Source organism: Chryseobacterium culicis (assembly GCF_002979755.1).
Classification (GTDB): Bacteria; Bacteroidota; Bacteroidia; order Flavobacteriales; family Weeksellaceae; genus Chryseobacterium; species Chryseobacterium culicis_A.
Map to the genome: position 1 here is coordinate 50,958 of NZ_PCPP01000006.1, position 17,908 is coordinate 68,865.

19 protein-coding genes are annotated in these 17,908 nt (G+C 36.5%); 13 read left to right on the forward strand and 6 right to left on the reverse strand.

All coding sequences use genetic code 11. From position 1 onward, the window contains the following. Window positions 1-453 precede the first annotated feature (453 nt). The 6 genes from CQ022_RS21160 (at window position 454) to CQ022_RS21185 (ending at window position 5,384) form a co-directional block, all read left to right on the forward strand. A complete protein-coding gene (locus CQ022_RS21160) occupies window positions 454-1,071 on the forward strand; it encodes an NAD(P)H-dependent oxidoreductase (protein WP_105684457.1) in 618 nt (205 codons plus the stop codon). Continuing rightward, entirely contained in the window at window positions 1,068-1,952 is an 885-nt protein-coding gene (locus tag CQ022_RS21165; protein WP_105684458.1) for an NAD-dependent epimerase/dehydratase family protein, read from the forward strand. Before CQ022_RS21160 ends, CQ022_RS21165 begins: the two co-directional genes overlap by 4 nt. 2 nt (window positions 1,953-1,954) lie before the next feature. Further along, window positions 1,955-2,242 (forward strand): putative quinol monooxygenase, encoded by a 288-nt coding sequence (locus CQ022_RS21170; protein WP_105684459.1) that lies wholly within the window; start codon window positions 1,955-1,957, stop codon window positions 2,240-2,242. Between the two features lie 80 nt (window positions 2,243-2,322). After that, window positions 2,323-3,000: a type 1 glutamine amidotransferase domain-containing protein gene (locus CQ022_RS21175; RefSeq protein ID WP_105684556.1), complete on the forward strand. Its 678-nt coding sequence runs from the start codon at window positions 2,323-2,325 to the stop codon at window positions 2,998-3,000. A gap of 214 nt (window positions 3,001-3,214) precedes the next feature. Beyond that, the gene (locus CQ022_RS21180) at window positions 3,215-4,198 is read left to right on the forward strand and encodes an aldo/keto reductase (protein ID WP_105684460.1); all 984 of its coding nucleotides are present in this window, start codon (window positions 3,215-3,217) and stop codon (window positions 4,196-4,198) included. Between the two features lie 217 nt (window positions 4,199-4,415). Further along, the gene (locus tag CQ022_RS21185; RefSeq protein WP_105684461.1) at window positions 4,416-5,384 is read left to right on the forward strand and encodes a cyclase family protein; all 969 of its coding nucleotides are present in this window, start codon (window positions 4,416-4,418) and stop codon (window positions 5,382-5,384) included. Window positions 5,385-5,877: 493 nt separating this feature from the next. Here CQ022_RS21185 and CQ022_RS21190 read toward each other — a convergent pair whose 3' ends face one another. The 3 genes from CQ022_RS21190 to CQ022_RS21200 all read right to left on the reverse strand — a co-directional run bounded on the left by CQ022_RS21190 (window position 5,878) and on the right by CQ022_RS21200 (window position 7,396). After that, window positions 5,878-6,321, reverse strand: coding sequence for a carboxymuconolactone decarboxylase family protein (locus tag CQ022_RS21190; RefSeq protein ID WP_105684462.1), 444 nt, complete (start codon window positions 6,319-6,321; stop codon window positions 5,878-5,880). 7 nt (window positions 6,322-6,328) lie between these two features. Next, window positions 6,329-6,760 (reverse strand): DoxX family protein, encoded by a 432-nt coding sequence (locus CQ022_RS21195; protein ID WP_228421846.1) that lies wholly within the window; start codon window positions 6,758-6,760, stop codon window positions 6,329-6,331. Between the two features lie 63 nt (window positions 6,761-6,823). Beyond that, entirely contained in the window at window positions 6,824-7,396 is a 573-nt protein-coding gene (locus tag CQ022_RS21200; RefSeq protein ID WP_105684464.1) for a Crp/Fnr family transcriptional regulator, read from the reverse strand. A 63-nt stretch (window positions 7,397-7,459) separates the two neighbouring features. Here CQ022_RS21200 and CQ022_RS21205 point away from each other — a divergent pair, with 63 nt between their 5' ends. The 4 genes from CQ022_RS21205 to CQ022_RS21220 all read left to right on the forward strand — a co-directional run bounded on the left by CQ022_RS21205 (window position 7,460) and on the right by CQ022_RS21220 (window position 11,301). After that, on the forward strand, window positions 7,460-7,825 hold the full coding sequence (locus CQ022_RS21205) for a DUF1304 domain-containing protein (RefSeq protein ID WP_105684465.1): 366 nt from the start codon (window positions 7,460-7,462) through the stop codon (window positions 7,823-7,825). Window positions 7,826-8,365: 540 nt separating this feature from the next. Continuing rightward, a complete protein-coding gene (locus tag CQ022_RS21210; protein ID WP_105684466.1) occupies window positions 8,366-9,616 on the forward strand; it encodes a glycine betaine/L-proline ABC transporter ATP-binding protein in 1,251 nt (416 codons plus the stop codon). A gap of 1 nt (window position 9,617) precedes the next feature. Further along, on the forward strand, window positions 9,618-10,445 hold the full coding sequence (locus CQ022_RS21215) for an ABC transporter permease (protein WP_105684467.1): 828 nt from the start codon (window positions 9,618-9,620) through the stop codon (window positions 10,443-10,445). 1 nt (window position 10,446) lies between these two features. Further along, window positions 10,447-11,301 carry a glycine betaine ABC transporter substrate-binding protein gene (locus CQ022_RS21220; protein ID WP_105684468.1) on the forward strand — a complete coding sequence of 285 codons (855 nt, stop codon included), beginning with the start codon at window positions 10,447-10,449 and terminating at the stop codon, window positions 11,299-11,301. A gap of 308 nt (window positions 11,302-11,609) precedes the next feature. Here CQ022_RS21220 and CQ022_RS21225 read toward each other — a convergent pair whose 3' ends face one another. Then, window positions 11,610-11,987, reverse strand: a complete 378-nt coding sequence (locus tag CQ022_RS21225; protein WP_105684557.1) for a winged helix-turn-helix transcriptional regulator — start codon at window positions 11,985-11,987, stop codon at window positions 11,610-11,612. A 130-nt stretch (window positions 11,988-12,117) separates the two neighbouring features. On the opposite strand from CQ022_RS21225, the gene CQ022_RS21230 reads away from it, so the two are divergent. Both CQ022_RS21230 and CQ022_RS21235 read left to right on the forward strand, forming a co-directional pair. After that, window positions 12,118-13,107 (forward strand): NADP-dependent oxidoreductase, encoded by a 990-nt coding sequence (locus CQ022_RS21230; protein WP_105684469.1) that lies wholly within the window; start codon window positions 12,118-12,120, stop codon window positions 13,105-13,107. Between the two features lie 3 nt (window positions 13,108-13,110). Continuing rightward, window positions 13,111-13,581: a cupin domain-containing protein gene (locus CQ022_RS21235; RefSeq protein ID WP_105684470.1), complete on the forward strand. Its 471-nt coding sequence runs from the start codon at window positions 13,111-13,113 to the stop codon at window positions 13,579-13,581. Between the two features lie 339 nt (window positions 13,582-13,920). Here the strand turns inward: CQ022_RS21235 and CQ022_RS21240 are convergent, their stop codons facing one another. Together CQ022_RS21240 and CQ022_RS21245 are read right to left on the reverse strand one after the other, a co-directional pair. Next, the gene (locus CQ022_RS21240; RefSeq protein WP_105684471.1) at window positions 13,921-14,382 is read right to left on the reverse strand and encodes a thioredoxin family protein; all 462 of its coding nucleotides are present in this window, start codon (window positions 14,380-14,382) and stop codon (window positions 13,921-13,923) included. Further along, window positions 14,379-16,448: a TonB-dependent receptor plug domain-containing protein gene (locus CQ022_RS21245; protein WP_185126839.1), complete on the reverse strand. Its 2,070-nt coding sequence runs from the start codon at window positions 16,446-16,448 to the stop codon at window positions 14,379-14,381. Before CQ022_RS21245 ends, CQ022_RS21240 begins: the two co-directional genes overlap by 4 nt. Before the next feature lie 123 nt (window positions 16,449-16,571). Here CQ022_RS21245 and CQ022_RS21250 point away from each other — a divergent pair, with 123 nt between their 5' ends. Then, entirely contained in the window at window positions 16,572-17,723 is a 1,152-nt protein-coding gene (locus CQ022_RS21250) for a homogentisate 1,2-dioxygenase (protein ID WP_105684472.1), read from the forward strand. Window positions 17,724-17,908: the final 185 nt, after the last annotated feature.

The following is a 17,908-nucleotide window of genomic DNA, read 5'->3' on the forward strand; positions in this document are numbered from 1 at the left end:
TAGTGCCGTCAATGGTCAATTTTTACTTCGTAAAGTCAATAGTGAATCGGTATACTTATAAAAATTCACAAGCGAAGCGAATTGACTATTCACCATTCACCATTAGTGACGTCAATGGTCAATTTTTACTTCGTAAAGTCAATGATAAATCGCTATACTCATAAAAATTCACAAGCGAAGCGAATTGACTATTCACCATTCACCATTAGTGCCGTCAATGGTCAATTTTTACTTCGTAAAGTCAATAGTGAATCGGTATACTTATAAAAATTCACAAGCGAAGCGGATTGACTATTGACTATTCACCATTCACTCTCGATCTTCAACTTTAACCCCATAACCTTAAATCAAAAACTATAATTTAAATAATACTTCCCTATAATTTATATTATTTTTATTATACAAACATCCGTTCTAACTTTGCAGAGTAAAATTTAAACAATCATAAAAAAAATGAAAAAAGTACTAATCATCAACGGAGGACAGAATTTCGGACATTCCGGAGGAAAATATAATCAGACTATTACAGAAAATACATTAGCAGTTCTTAAAGAATTGGGTAACGTAGAAGTAAAGATCACCAATGTAAGCGAAAATTATGATAAAAATGAAGAAGTAGAAAAGTTTGTGTGGGCAGATTACATCATTTACCATACTCCTATCTGGTGGTTTCAGCTTCCCAACGGATTGAAAAAATACATTGACGAAGTTTTCACTGCAGGTCATGCAAAAGGAATTTATATGAGTGACGGAAGAAATGCTGAAAATCCGGAGATCAATTACGGTACAGGAGGAATGCTTGGTGGCAGAAAGTATATGCTGACTACAAGCTGGAATGCTCCTGCAACAGCCTTTACGCTTCCCGGAGAATTTTTCAGTGAAAAAAGTGTAGATGAAGGTCCTTTATTTGGTTTCCATAGAATGAATGCTTTTGTATCTTTAGAAAAAATGGAAAGTTTCCACTTCCATGATGTAGAGAAAAATGCCAATGTAGAGCGTGATATGAAACGCTACAGAGACCATGTGAAAACTGTTTTTGAAAAAGAATTAAAACCAGAATTAGTATCATGAAAAAAGTACTGATCACAGGAATTACCGGCTATATTGGCGGAACTATCGCAAAGAAACTGCTGGACAAAAATTATGAGGTAACAGGGCTGGTACGTAATGAAGCGCATGTACAGGAACTGAAATCGTTAGGAATCAAGGCTATTGTGGGAGATATTCATAATGAAGACCTTATAAAAACGGCTGTTGCTGATGTTGATGCGGTCATCCATAATGCCGATTCCGCAGATGATGCCTATGCTGCAGACAATTTGATCAAGGCACTGGAAGGAAGTCATAAAACTTTTATATTCACTTCAGGTTCAGCTATTTTCGGAGGTAAAGAAAATGGTAAAAGAAGTAATTTCGTTTATACGGAAGACTTTCCATTAACTCCGAGGTTGGAAATGGCCTCAAGAGTACTGATCAACAATTATGTACTGCAATCTGTACAAAAAGATATAAGAAGCATCGTTATTGTTCCTACAATGGTTTATGGTAAAGGCTTAGGCATTAAAAAAGACAGTATTCAGATCCCGGCTCTCGTTAATTTTTCTCAGGAAAAAGGACATGGAGTTTACTTTGAAGAAGGGGAAAATATCTGGTCTAATTTACATGTTGAAGATTTGGCAGATTTATATGTACTCGCATTGGAAAAAGCAAAAGGAGGTTCCATTTATTATGCTGAAAATGGTTCGTCATCCATAAAAAATATTGCTGAAAACATTAGTAAAAAATACAATCTTAAACCTGCAAAATCATTAAGCATACAGGATGCTGTTAATAAATTCGGTCCTGCAGGAGGTTATTTCGGCTTTGCATCTAACAGTATATGCAGCGCAGACAAAGCCAGAACAGAACTGGATTGGAACCCTATCTATAACTCAATTGAAAATTTTATTTAATTATGAAAATTCATCTTACCGCAATTATAAAAGCCAAAGAAGAACATCAGACAGAAGTATTGGAAGTTCTTCAGAACATGGTAAAAGAAACAAGAAAAGAAGAAGCTTGTGAACTTTACAGCTTACATCAGGGAATTGAAGACAAAAATGAATTTGTTTTCTATGAAATCTGGAAAAATGAAGAAGGACTGGCTCAGCATAATCAGCAGCCCTACATCCAGGCTTTCGGAGCTTTGGTAGACGAAAAACTTCAGGAGAAACCACAGATTTATCTTACAAATAGTATTTAACCATGAAAAAATTAGCGTTGTTAGTACTGGCAATCTTTAGCATAGGATTCGTTCAGGCCCAAACCAAAAAATCAAAAAATATGAAAAAGAAAATTTTATTTGTCGTAACCAGCCACGATAAAAAAGGAAGTACCGGTGAAGATACAGGATATTATCTGGGGGAAGTTTCTCATCCATGGGAAGTTCTCCACAAAGCAGGATATGAAATTGATTTTGTAAGTCCAAAAGGAGGAACTCCTCCGGTAGACGGATTTGATTTGAAAGATCCTGTAAACAAGGAGTTCTGGGAAAACAAAGAATACAAAAACAAGATTGATCATTCTATGACTCCATCTCAGGTGAATCCAAAAGACTATTCAACGGTATTTTATGCAGGAGGACACGGAGCGATGTGGGATTTTGCAGACAATAAGGAACTGGCAGATATCGCTTCAAAAATTTATGAAAACGGAGGTATTGTAGCAGGGGTATGTCATGGTCCTGCAGGGCTTGTGAATATCAAACTGAATAACGGGAAATATCTTGTGGACGGAAAGAAAATCAATGCATTCACCAATGAAGAAGAATCTGAAGTAAAATTAACCAACGTTGTTCCTTTCTTACTGGAAGATAAACTGAAAGAAAGAGGAGCAAAATTTGAAAAATCAGGACTTTGGCAGAATCATGTAGTGGCAGATCAAAGAGTTATTACAGGACAGAATCCACAATCTGCAAAGAGCGTTGGAGAAGCTATCTTAAAAGAATTACATAACAAATAATTTTACCACAAAAGTCGCAAAAGTTTTTTAACACTTAAGTAAATAAAGCTATCATACTGACTGTTATAAGAACACTTAAGTTTTTGAAAATCTACGATTTTCGCGAATACTATAATTGAAACGGCGAGAATTCCCCTTCTCTGGAGGGGTGGCGAAAATTCAAAGAATTTTTGACGGGGTGGTTTAATACAACAACAATTTTAAAACAAACAAAATGGAATATAGAAAATTAGGAAATACCGATTTAGAATTATCAACCATCACACACGGTGCTTTTGCTATTGGCGGAAACATGTGGGGCGGTAATGAAAAGCAGGATTCTATCAATTCTATTCACGCATCATTGGATCATGGCGTAACTTCTATTGACACGGCACCTTTCTATGGTTTCGGGTTAAGCGAGGAAATGATTGGTGAAGCGATCAAAGGAAAAGACCGTTCAAAAATCCAGCTTTTAACAAAATTCGGATTGGTATGGGACGGAAGTAACAATGGAAAAGGAGAATTTTTCTTCGACGCGCAAGACGAAGGAAAAACAATTCCCGTTTATAAATTAGCTTCTAAAGAAAATATCATCAAAGAAGTTGAAGAGAGCTTACAAAGATTGGGAACAGATTATATTGATCTTTTGCAGCTTCACTGGCCGGATAGTACAACTCCTATCTCCGAAACCATGGAAGCCATGGAGCTTTTAATCCAGCAGGGAAAAATCCGTACTGCAGGAGTAAGCAACTATAGTGTGGCTCAAATGGAAGAAGCTAACAGAACTTTACAGCTTGCCAGCAACCAGGTTTCTTACAGCATGCTGAACCGTGCTATTGAAAACGATCTTGTTCCTTATTCTTTAGAAAACAATACAGGAATTATCGTGTACAGCCCAATGGAAAGAGGTCTTTTGACCGGTAAATATTTCAAAGAAACTCAATTAAAGGATAACGACCATAGAAACGGATATTTCTCTCAGTTTGATTTGAGTAAAGTGAAAGCTTTCTTAGAAAAAATTGAACCTATCGCTCAGGAAAAAGGAGCCAGCCTTTCTCAATTGGTATTAAGATGGACTACTCTGCAACCCGCTATTACAGTGGTACTGGCAGGCGCAAGAAATGCACAGCAAGCTATTGAGAATGCAAAAGCAATGTCGATTGACCTTTCACAGGAAGAATTGAATTTCATCAATTCAGCGTTGAGCGAAATTTAATAGGGCTGGAAGCTGGAAGAAGGAGGCTGGAAGTTATTGATGTCGGATAATAAATAGATTGGTTTACAATTAACTTCAATTGTCATTCCGACGAAGGAGGAATCTCTTTGTTATCTACAGAATAGTGCAATAGAAATCTACTTTTTATCAATATACTAATATAACTTCCCTCCCCCAGCTTCCCACTTCACTTCCCCAACCCCAAACCTTACAAAAAATGAAAAATAATCTGATCAAAGTATTCGGGTTAGCAACTCTGTTGACTATTAGCAGCGTTACTTTAAAAGCTCAGACTCTTGTAAACCCGGAAGACCAATCATGGTATCCGTCTGCTTATGGAGCAAAAGACGAAATCGGAGCCGCCAATCTACTGACTCCTGAAGTGGTAAAACAAGCCCTTGGTTTAGTAAAACAAGGTAAAACATTAGCCCTTGCCGTTCCTATTGATAAAAACCTTCCCGCTTTTAGACACAGAAGCTTTAATTTATACAATATTCAGCCCGGAGAACAGGCCGGAAAAAGCATAGGTCCCAATAAATTCACCTTCAATGACGAATTGGTCAACGGATGGACCGGAGTAGGAACACAACTAAACGGTATCGGACACATCGGGATTGATAACATGTACTACAATGGAAATAAAGCCACAGACTTTGTAACCGTAGAAGGAGTAAAAAAACTGGGTGTTGAAAAAGTACCTCCATTCGTTACCCGCGGTGTAGTTCTTGACATGACCGCTCATTATGGAAAATCTATTGTGCCGGGAGGAACAGAATTTACCGTAGAAGATATCCAATCCGTTTTAAAGAAACAGAAACTTACCCTACGAAAAGGTGATATTGTCCTTTTCAATACAGGATGGCTTGAATTGATTGGTAAAAATAACCAGCAATTTCTTGAAACAGAACCGGGAATCGGAATGGATGCCGCAAAATGGCTTGCCGACCAGGGAATTGTTGCTTTTGGCGGTGATACCTGGGCTTCCGAAGTATATCCCAACCCGAAAAGTAAAGAAGAATTCCCTATCAACCAGTTTATGCTGGCTAAAAAAGGAATCTATAACCTGGAACTGATTGACAGCCGTCCATTAGTTAAACAAAAAATCTGGGAATTTTTATTCGTACTGGGACAGCCTTTATATGTAGGTTCTACTCAGGTGAATGTAAATCCTGTAGCGATTTATTAAATTAAATACTTACAGTATGAGGTTGTTTAAACTTTTATATTCATTATTTTAACCACAAAAGGCACAAAAGTTTTAAACACTTAAGTTTTTTCAGAACCAGGCCTTATGCGTAATAAGTACACCTAAGTTTTGTGAAAATCTTTAATTTTCATCTTGTGTGAACTTTTCTGCGGTATCATTTTAAACTTACTTAAGTGAACTCAAGTGTTTTAAAATGAAACCTTTTGTGACTTTTGTGGTTGGGTAAAATTCAAACAACTTTTATATCCGAGAAGCGGAGAGACAATGTAATTCCGGTTTAAAAAATAAAATGAATCAAAGAATTTATTTTTAGAATTAATACCTAAACTGTGTTACACTGCCACTTTGTATTTTGCATCAAAACGGCCTTTCAAAATTTGAAAGGCCGTTTTTTTAAATAAAGTAAACATCCGTAGATGATGCAGTCTTCATTAACATCCATCTCCCATCACCCATCTTCACTGTTTTCCAATTATTTTGCAATCGGAAGATGAGTACTTACTGCAATTCTGTTCCATGCATTGATCGTTACGATAGCCATAATGATCTGAGCAATCTGATTATCATCAAAAAATGACTTTGCTTTTTGGAAAGTTTCCTCAGTAAGCCCTTGATGGCTGATTAAAGTAATTTCCTCAGTCATTGTTAAAAGTACCTGTTCTTCTTCTGTGAAAAATTCTCTGGCTTCCGTCCATCCGTTCAGAATAAAAATTCTCTGAGGCGTTTCACCATATTTGATGGCATCCTTTGTATGCATATCAAGGCAGAAAGCACATTTATTGATCTGTGAAGCTCTGATTTTAATTAATTCCTTCTGAATATGGGTCAAAGAAGTAGTTTGTAAATATCCTTCTAATCCCATCATCGCTTTGTAAGCTGCTGAATCCACTGTTGCAATATTCAATCTTGCGCTCATAATATTATTATTTTTTGGTTAATTGATCTATACTTAAAGAATAATGTTGTTGTACCGCCAGTAAAAGCGCGGCAGCACTTCCTACCCACACGGAATAGTTGAGTGGAGCTTTGGGTCCTGATGCAATGGTCATCGATATCGCAAAAATCAAGAGTAAAATACTGCTTCCGTACGCTGCTATTTTTGTTTTAAACCCTAAAATCAGCATTAAAGGGAAAAGAATTTCTAATAACGTTGCAGCATATGCTGAGACTGTGCTCAAAGCTTCCGGAAGGAAATAGGTTAGCTGTCTTGTATATTCTTTAAAACTCTCCATGTTTCCCCATGACGAATTTTCTTTGCTCCATAATCCGAATCGGTCTGCCACCGCAGAAAGCATTGTAACGGCAAGAGCCAGCCTTAAAAAGAGTTGCGGAAATTGATTTTTTTTATCTGTCATTGCATTAGCTTTTAATAACATGACAAATTTCCGACTTCTGATTCGTAAAAAACTTAAACTGGTTTAAGATCGTAATTTTGCTCTGATTTCACTCAGATATTCCGGAGTAAGATTCAAAAAGGAAGCAATCAGGTATTGAGGAATTCTCTGGATAAACCACGGATATAAAGTACTGAAATGCATATAAAGTTCTTCTCTGGACATCTCATACAAATAACGGATTCTCCGTTCCGAAGCAGCATATGCCCTTTGATAGACCATCCGGAAATACCTTTCCATCACAGGATGTTTTTTTAATAAATCTTCCTGACGCTCCAGATCAATCACCAAAATAGAAGAATGCTCTACCGCCTGTATTGAAAAATCTGTCTGTATTTGTCTTTCGTAAGCAAATGTATCTGTAATCCACCAGTTTTCAATGGCAAATTCTGTAGTCTGCTCTACCCCTTTTTCATTGATGAAGAATTTTCTCAAACATCCTTTCAACACAAAATACATCGTTCGGCAGACCTCTCCTTCCAGCACCAGATTTTGTTTCTTTTTCACATCGAGAACCTGAAAAAAAGACATGATGGAAACAAATTCCTCATCGGTTATAGTAATAAATTTATTTAAATGCGATTTGAATGAGTCCATCTTATAAATTAATACTCAAACTTAACTTTATTTTTTTAGTTTTACAATGAGAAAATATTTATTATGGAAATCGTTGCTAAAATTCTGATCGCAATCGTTGCACTGGAACATATTTATATTCTTTGGATGGAAATGTTTGCCTGGGAAACCAAAGGAAAGGAAGTTTTCAAAGCAGCTTTACCTGCAGAGATGTTTAAACCTACCAAAGGATTAGCGGCCAATCAGGGACTTTACAATGGTTTTCTGGCAGCCGGACTGATCTGGTCATTTTTGATTAAAGATCCGCAATGGCAAACCAATGTTGCCCTATTCTTTTTAGGATGTGTAGCGGTAGCCGGAATCTATGGAGCCATCTCTGCAACTAAGAAGATATTTTTTGTACAGGCACTTCCAGCGATATTGGCAATAATTGCAGTTTTACTAAAATAATTTCATTCGTCATATCATAAAATTTCTGTAAACATATTTACAATTTCATTCTTCTCTTAACTTTAATGATAAGGGAAAAATTACCGTGAACTATCGCTTTTAAAATCATACTGAAAATCAACACATTACATCCTTAAAAATCCATTTAATATAAAATTCGTAAATTTGCAGCGTCATAAAAAATTGATATACAGTTTTTTGATGCTGGCAAGCATTTTGATGAAATGTAGCCATTCAAGTTGTTCAGTACACATATCTGTAATTACCTCATCAGTAATTTAATTGTAGAATCTATGTAAAAGATTAACTTCTTTTTACATGATACACTCTTTTTCTAGAGTATAATCTATTGAAATATTTAAAATAAACATAAGGCCAGCAGGTCTTTATGCTGTTATTTTTTTGTTTAAAGCTTTTGTCACTAAAGGCTTAGCAAATTATTTTATCCTATCGTCATCAGCAGAACAACGAATGCTAAATGTATATAATGAATTGGTGTACAATATATTATATCAAATTATTAATTGAAAAATTCTGAATATGGAAAAAAATGAAAACACTCGAAAAGTAAAACTTAAAGTGGAAGACCTGACCATCATCTTTGGTAAAAACAAAGAAAAAGCACAGGAACTTCTGGACAAAGGTTTTTCCAAAAAGGAAATTCTTGAAAAAACAGGCTGTACCATTGGAATCAACAAAGCAAGTTTTGAAATCTATGAAGGAGAATTTTTTGTCATCATGGGACTTTCAGGAAGTGGAAAATCAACTTTATTACGCTGCCTCAACAGACTGAACGAACCCACTTCCGGAAAAGTATACATCAATGACGACGATATTACCGGTAAAAACAATAAACAACTTCTGGAAGTAAGAAGAACAGAAATGAGTATGGTATTTCAGAAATTCGGGTTGCTGCCTCATCATACTATTTTGGACAATGCAGGTTTTGGACTGGAAATCAGAGGTGAAGACAAAGCATCCCGCGATAAAAAAGCACAGAAAGCACTGGATATTGTAGGATTAACCGGTTTCGAAAATCAATACCCATCCCAACTTTCAGGAGGAATGCAGCAGAGAGTAGGATTGGCAAGAGCTTTGGCGAATGACCCGGAAGTACTGCTTATGGATGAAGCCTTCTCCGCGCTGGATCCATTGATCAAATCTGAAATGCAGGATCAGATGCTTGAACTGCAGAATACATTGCAAAAAACCATTGTCTTTATTACCCACGACCTTGATGAAGCCATTAAAATAGGAGACCGTATTGTCATCATGAAAGATGGTGTCATCGAACAGATAGGAACTGCTGAAGAGATTTTAACCAATCCTGCAAGTGATTATGTAAAAGCTTTTGTAGAGAAAGTAGACCGTAAAACAATTATTACAGCCAGATCTTTAATGTTTGATAAAGCTACGGTGGTACGTTTCAGAAAAGACGGTCCTGAAGGAGCTTTAAGAAAAATGAGAGCTACAGGGATTGAAAACTTACCTGTAGTAGATTTTCAGAATAAATTTCTGGGGTTTGTAACGCTTAATGACGTTGTCCGAATTGCCAAAAAGAAAGAACCTACCGTGGAATCCATTATCAACAGCAACGTTCCTTCAGTCTATCCGGAAGTAACTGTAGAAGAAATGTTGCCACTGATCTCTGAAAATAAATCGTCCATTGCTGTAATTGATGAAGACAATAAATTTTTAGGCCTTGTTACGCAGTTATCACTTGTTATAGAAGCGACCAAGTTTAACGAAGAGGAGATTATAGAATTAAAAGAAATCGCAAACAATCAATAAGATGAATAAAACTATAGATATAGGTCAATATGTAGAAACTGCTATCAATTGGCTCACAGAAAATGGAAAACCTGTATTTGATGTCATAAAACACTTAGGAAACGCCTCTATTATGGGGATTGAATGGGTTTTGGTACATACTCCCTTTTATGTTATCATTCTCTTCTTTACTCTGCTGGCATTATGGAAAGCCGGAAAAGGCATTGCTGTAGTAACGGCCGCCGGATTAAGTTTAATATTTTTAATGGGTCTATGGAAAGAAACCATGGAAACGCTAGCACTTATCTTTGTATCTACCATTACCGCCCTTATTCTTTCTATTCCACTTGGGATTTTAGCGGCTAAAAGCAAAATAGCCGACAAAATCATTCGTCCTTTACTGGATTTGATGCAGACCATGCCCGCATTTGTCTACCTGATTCCTGCCGTTCTGTTTTTCAGTATCGGTAAAGTTCCGGGAGCTTTTGCAACCATCATTTTTGCCATGCCACCTGCGGTTCGATTAACAACATTGGGAATTGAAGCCGTTCCAAAAGATATTGTAGAAGCGGCCAGAGCTTTTGGAGCTACCAACCGTCAGATCCTGTTCAAGGTAGAACTTCCTTTAGCCATGAAAACAATTTTAACCGGAATCAATCAAACCATATTGTTATCCTTATCCATGGTGGTTATTGCAGGAATGATTGCCGCAGGAGGTTTAGGGGAGAAAGTATTGGAAGGAATTAATAATCTGGATATCGGACTAGGATTTGAAAGTGGATTATCCGTTGTGATTTTAGCCATTATCCTCGACCGTATTACTCAGGGATTTGTAAAGAAAAAGCAATAAGATGAAACAATTAAAATATCTATTTTTTCCCGTTTTAATGTTAGTATTTGCAGCATTAAATTCGTGTGAAAATATAAAAAACTCCAAATACATCACCATAGGAATGGTAGATGGCTGGGCAGAAGATGTTGCCATGACGCATGTTGCCAAAGCCATTCTGGATAAACAGGGCTATCATGTCATAATTCAAAAAGCGTCTACCGATATGATTATGGCTTCAATGAATAATGAAGACACAGATCTTTTCATGGGAGTCTGGCTTCCTTACACTCACGCTAAAAAACTGGCAAAATTCCCGGGATTAACCCATATTGGCACCAATTACAACAACGGCCGTATAGGATTGGTCGTTCCGGAATACGTTCCTGTTAATTCCATTGGAGAACTCAATCAGCATCAGGAGCAATTCAGCCACAGAATCATAGGAATTGAAAAAGGAGCGGGATTAACCACCGGAACAGATAAAGCTATTATTGATTATAAGTTGGATTATCAACAGATCAACTCTTCTACCATTGCCATGATCACCGAATTGCAAAATGCCATACAACGTAAACAATGGATTGTGGTAACGGGTTGGCAGCCTCACTGGATGTTCGGCAAAATGAAACTTAAATTTCTTGACGATCCTAAAAAGATATTTGGTGAAGCAGAACAGATTAAAACCTATTCCAGAAAAAGTTTTGTAAAGGATCATCCGGAGCTGGCCAAGTTCTTTTCCAGACTTCATTTTGATGATGAAAATATGTCTGATCTTTTAATGAAAATGGAACAGAGTAAAAACAAAGAAGCTACTGCCAGAGAATGGGTGGAAGATCACTCTGAACTGGTAAATTTATGGTTAGATAAAAATTAATAAACAATTTGGTATCATTTAAAATCCTCAACTCTAAACGGGTCTGAGGATTTTTTCATCAATGCGCCAGAAGAACTCACAGATTCTTTTTACTTTTTCTCTAGGAAGCAATATTTATTAGTAATCGCAAAGGCGCAAAGAAATTTAATAACATACTGCTTTAAGGCGCAAGAAAATCAAAGATTTTCAGCAAGTTTATTTCATCCAAAATTCAACAGAATTAAATTTTATCAAAGATAAAATCCTTGCGCCTTAAAACATAAGAAAAGAAAAAACTTTGCGTCTTTGCGTTTTCCAATATCTCACAACTACCCCATTGATTCCTTGATCTTCTCCCGATGAAGAATCCCCCAGTTTACCAAAGTTTCTGTCACCGGAAAAACAGACTTTCCATATTCGGTTACGGCATACGTTACAGTGATAGGCTTCGTATCCTGAATGGTTCTGGTGATCAGAAGATTGGTTTCCAGCTCTTTCAATTCTTTGCTCAGCATTTTAGCAGAGATTCCTTCAATACTTCGTTCCAGCTTTTTAAAATGAATCATTTGATCCGGCCTGTTGGTCAGATACCGTAAAATCATCAGCTTCCATTTTCCTCCCAAAACGTCCAGACTGTCTCGCATCGCGAACAATTCTTCTGTGCAGCTGGCTTCTCTTTCGATACCATTTTCAATGATTTTTGCCATAATAGTTTCATGAAGGTAACTAGTTACCATTAGTTAACTAGTAGCAAATATAAACTATTCCCTCTTTACATTTGTGTATCAAATCAGGAATATGAAATCGTCACGATTTCTCAAATACAAATACTTACTTATGAAAGCAGTTATTTTAAATAAAAACGGAAAACTGGAAGACGGATTTACAGAACAGCCCAAACCCAAAAGCAATGAAGTTTTAATCCAGATTAAAGCAAGCGGTTTCAATCCCATCGATTATCAGATGCTGGAAAACGAACTGGAACGGAAACTGATCAGTTCCCCGATATTAGGAAGAGAGTTGTCCGGAATTGTAATAGATAAAGGCTCCGAAGTTACAGAATTCAATATTGGTGATGAAGTATATAGTGGAAGCGGCTCTATGGGAAGCAACGGTACTTACGCTGAATATATTGCTGTTCCGGAAGCTATTGTTTCTTTGAAACCTAAGAATATTTCATTTGAACAGGCAGCTTCCATTCCCTCCGCAGGGCTTACTTCTTTACAGATCTTTAAGCGCTTACAATTAAATCCGGAAAACACCGTCTTTGTAACGGGTGCCGCCGGAGGTGTGGGTTCATTTCTGATCAAACTTTTGTTATCCCATAGCATCCGGCAAATTACCACCACTGTGGGAAGTGAAGAAAACAGACAGATGCTGATCAATATAGGACTCAAAGAGCATCAGATTATCAATTACAGGGAAGAAAATCTTATTCAAAATATTTTAAAAGCCAATAACGATCAGCCTTTTGAATTTGGAATTGATCTGGTTGGAAACTCTATGTCTGAAGTGACGGCCGAAGTTTTAAAAATTAACGGAACTTATGTGGATGTGACCGCTTTAGTCACTAAAGATGCTCATGAAATGCTTTTTAACAAGGGAACTTTGATCATGAATATCTCCAATTATACGTATGGAATGGTAAAAAAATATGACTATTATAAAAACAGTTTACTAGAAATAAAAATACTTATTGAAAACGGAACGATTCTTCCTCCTCAGCATAAACTCGTAGGAAACCTTTCTCTGGATACCGTTCTGCAGGCACATTCTATATTGAAAAATAATCAGACCCAAGGGCATAAACTTATCATGAAACATTAATCTATGAACAAAATACCAAGACGAATCGTAACAGGAATTAAAGAAGGAAAATCGATTATTATTGAAGACCAACAGGTAGAAAACGCTGTGGAACATCTTCCTGGACTTATTATTTCTGATGTATGGAATACCCAGAAAATGCCGACAAGCTTAGAACTTGAAACGAAAATTCCCAATACCGGATTTCCTCAAACTCCTAAAAACGGCACTTATTTCCGATATGTAGTAATCCCTCCGGATAAAGATTTAGGAGTAGAATGGAAAAAGAATGAACCTCACCCCATGATGCATCAAACGCCAACACTGGATTACATCATCATCCTATCCGGTGAGCTCTATCTCATCATGGAAGAAGGAGAAACGCTTCTGAAACCGGGAGATATCGTCATACAAAGAGGTACCAATCATGCATGGAGCAATCGCTCTGATGAACCTTGCATTCAGCTTGCTGTTCTCATAGATGCAGAGGGATAAAATAATTGAAAAATTTAATTATTTAAAGATTTAAAAATTGGGATCACTCTCTCAAATTTTAAAAGTTCAGCAAACTAAAAAATCTGTGGGATCTGTGTAATCTGTGTAATCTGTGGGAAATAAAAAAAATTTTGCAAGGTTAGAAAAACGCAAAGGTGCAAAGAAAAATAAATAATGTGTTGTTTTTTAAGGCCCAAGAAAATCAAAGATTTTTAGCAAGAAATAATCTATAAAGTATTAGGAATATACAATTTTATTGCAGATAAAATCCTTATGCCTTAAAACATAAGAAAAGAAAAAAACTTTGCGCCTTTGCGTTTTCCAACAAAATATTCCACCTTACAACGCAGAAATCTCCAACAGTTTCTGCTTCATTTTTTCAGGTGTCATCTGCCCTTCCTGATAATACACTAAGTTCTGGTGCTTATCCAGAAATACCCATAAAGGATAAACAGGCTGGTTTTTATTCTTTGACAACGCCAGTGCCAATTCATGAATTCCAGAATTTCCATTTTGCAGATATTCAAACTCCTGATTCTGAAAGTAGATTTTCTCCTTTGTCTTCTCCGCCTCAAAATTGACGAAATAAAAATGGTCATTGATCATATTAACCAACTCTTTATCTTTACTTAAACGGAAGGATTCAATTTTACAAACCGAACACCAGTCCGTATAAAGATGGATTACAACCGGTTTAGGATTTTCTTTCTGCTGAACCTCAAGATCAGAAAAAGTGCCTGTCTTCATCTGAGACAGATAAAAACAGGGCACTAACATTAAAAATAAAGCTAATTTTTTCATTTTAAAGTATATTTTACTCCCAGAAAACCTCTGATCCCCTGCATAGGTGCATAGCCGTATGCCGTATCAAAAGTATAATGATTAGGATTGTTGATTGGATCATCAACATGCTTGTCAAATGGATCAAAGGGTCTCATCAAAGGATCTTTAGGCCTGAAATTGAATAAATTTTTCATTCCACAGTACACTTCAAATCCTGATTTGAAACTCTTGGACACCTGGATATTAGCCAAAGAATAAAATGGTGAATATTCAGGGCGGTAGTCATTCACTAAAACCGGAAGCCTCATAGGTCCGTAAAACTGTCCTGTAAAATCTATAGTCAGATTACTTGGAAATTTATACGTCAGGTTATACGTACCACTCCATTTCGGAGCATGCAGCTGTTGTGTTTTTTGATTTTCGTTATCAAATTTCTGATAGACATCCAGATAAGTAACTCCTAGATTAACACTTAAAGGAAACTGAAAACTGAAATCCACATTCAGGGAAGCTCCTCTTGAAATTCCGTATCCGTGAAGGTTGTCATAAATAATTTTATTAGGATCGGAATCAAAATCTCCTACAATTTTATTACTGAAATAAGTATAAAATGCAGAAGCATCAAGATTCACCATTCTGTTGCCTACAGGGATTTTCCAGATATAGTTCAGATTTCCGTTAACAGATCTTTCCGGTTTCAGATCAGATTTTACCACAACTTCTCTTGAACCTGTTAAGGCTGCGTGATCTTCCGTAAATAAATTCACCACTCTGAACCCTGTTCCAAAATTAAAACGTAAAGTATGATATGGATTAGGATTGAATTTCCATGCAAACCTTGGTGAATGTACAGAATGATGTACTTTATCGTAATCGTATCTGTAGCCAATCAACAAAGTATTTTTATCGTTGATTTCCCACTGATCCTGGATAAAAGCTCCCCAGATTGGAGATTTCATCGGAGCATTGGTAATTCCGTCTGAAGCTAAAGTTCCCGGAGTGTTGTCATCATAAAAAGTTCTTTTGAAGGTAAGCCCGGCAGTGATATCATGCTTTCCGAAGCTTCTGTCCCAATAGGTCTGTACGAAAGCTACTTTTTGTGTTGCATTGAAAGGATTTGATCCATAAAAAGAGTTCTGATCATGATAATTATAAGAAAACTGAGTCACAATATGCTCTTTCATTGGCCATTCATACAAACCAAAAACTTCTGCCCTGTTGGTGTAAATACTTTCTCCGTACACTTCATCACTTCCACGGAAAGATTTATTCCATTGCATTTCTCCCCCAAAACGGTCTTCATACAGATACCTCAAAGCAAAACTTGCCTGTCTGTTTTCTTTTCTCTTAAAGTTCCACTTGTTGAATACGGAAATTCTGCTTTGTAAAGTGGTATCCGTGAAATTATCTTTGTTTTGATCTATTCTTTCCTGAAAACTGAAATAATTTAAACTTAATAATGAAGCGGCATTCTTCCCTACATTAAACTTGGTGGAAAGATCCAGATTATTTTCAAACCAGCTCGATGTCATCAGGTCAACACTTAATTTAGGAGCAGTCAAAGCATTTTTAGTGATAATATTGATCACTCCTCCCATTGCTTCAGAACCATAAATTGAAGAAGCTGGCCCTTTCACTACTTCGATTCTGTCAACCAGACTATTGGGAATCCCACTCAAACCATACACCGTAGATAATGAACTTACAATGGGCATTCCGTCAATCAGAATCATGGTATAAGGTCCTTCCAATCCGTTAATGTGAATATCTCCCGTATTACACACGGAACAGTTCAGCTGAGGTTTTACTCCGTTTACCATAGCAATCGCCTCAAAAATGCTGGGAGTAGGATTTTTCTGAAAAAATTTCTGACTGTAAATCTCTACCGCTACAGGACTTTTAGACCTGCTCATCGGTTTTATGGTACCGGTAACCACTACATCCTCAATGTTACTTGTCTTGAATTCCCTCTTCATAACTTTTGCAGAATCCGGAGTTTTAGTCTGTTGTAAGCTCAAACTGTCTGTTTCCTGCGCAAAACAATAGGTTGATAAAAAAGTAATAGAAAATAATATTCGCTTCATGAAATTAAAATTGTTAGACAAATCTAACAATTATTTTTCAAATACAAAACTTAATCCCAAAAATATAGGTTAAGCCAATTCGTGAAAAATGATTAAATTTGAGAAACTACATATGAAAGTAAAATGAGATATCATCAATTGGGAAATATCCCACAAAAAAGGCATACGATCTTTAAGTCTCCGGAAGATAAATTTTACTATGAGCAGCTTTTCGGTACAGAAGGCTTCCATGGTATTTCTTCGCTGTTATATCATATCCACCGCCCTACTCAGATTAAATCTATCGGTGAACCGAAAGATGTTACTCCCAAAATAGCAGTGGAAAAGAATGTTGCTCCGAGAATGTTTAAGGGAATGAATGTCACTCCTGAAGATGATTTCATGGACAGCCGAAAGATCCTTTTGATGAACAACGACCTGAAAATGGGATTGGCAAAGCCAAGAAAATCGATGGATTATTTCTACAAAAATGCAGAATGTGATGAACTTTTGTATGTTCATAACGGAACCGGAATTTTAAAAACATTTGTAGGTGATCTTGAATTCGTAACCGGAGATTATCTTATTATTCCGAGAGGAACCATCTATCAGGTAGAGCTGAAATCTGATGATACTGTTTTCTTTGTATTAGAAAGTCACTCTCCTATTTACACTCCGAAAAGATACAGAAATGAATTCGGGCAGCTTCTGGAACACTCTCCATTCTGCGAGAGAGATATGATTGCTCCTACTTATAAAGAACCCATTGATGAAAAAGGAGAATTCCTGATTAAAGTAAAAAAAGAAAACCAGATTACAGATTTTATCTACGCAACACACCCGTTTGATGTAGTTGGCTGGGACGGCTATTTTTATCCTTATAAATTTAATATTAAAAACTTTGAACCGATTACCGGAAGAATTCACCAACCGCCACCGGTTCACCAGAATTTTGAAGGACATAATTTCGTAGTATGCTCATTCTGCGCAAGAATGTATGACTATCATCCACTGGCAATTCCTGCTCCTTACAATCACTCCAATATAGATTCTGATGAGGTATTGTTCTATACAGAAGGAGATTTCATGAGCCGTAACCATATTGATCTGATGGATTTCACCCTTCACCCGGGAGGAATTGTACACGGTCCTCACCCTGGTGCTATGGAAAGAAGTATCGGTAAAAAATTCACGGAAGAATATGCGGTAATGGTTGACCCTTTCCGTCCTTTAAAAATTACAGAAGAAGCTTTAAAAGTAGAAGATCCTTCTTATAAAACTTCATGGTTGGAATAAAACAATAAAATTAAAACAACTTTAAATTTTGATATCAACCACAAAAGTCACAAAAGATCTAAACACTAAAGGTTATAAGTGAATCTTTAGTGATTATAAAGAACACTAAAGTTTTGAAAATCGAAGATTTTCTTCTGATGTGTACTTTATGCAGCATTTTTATTAACTCTCTCAGTGGGCTAAAG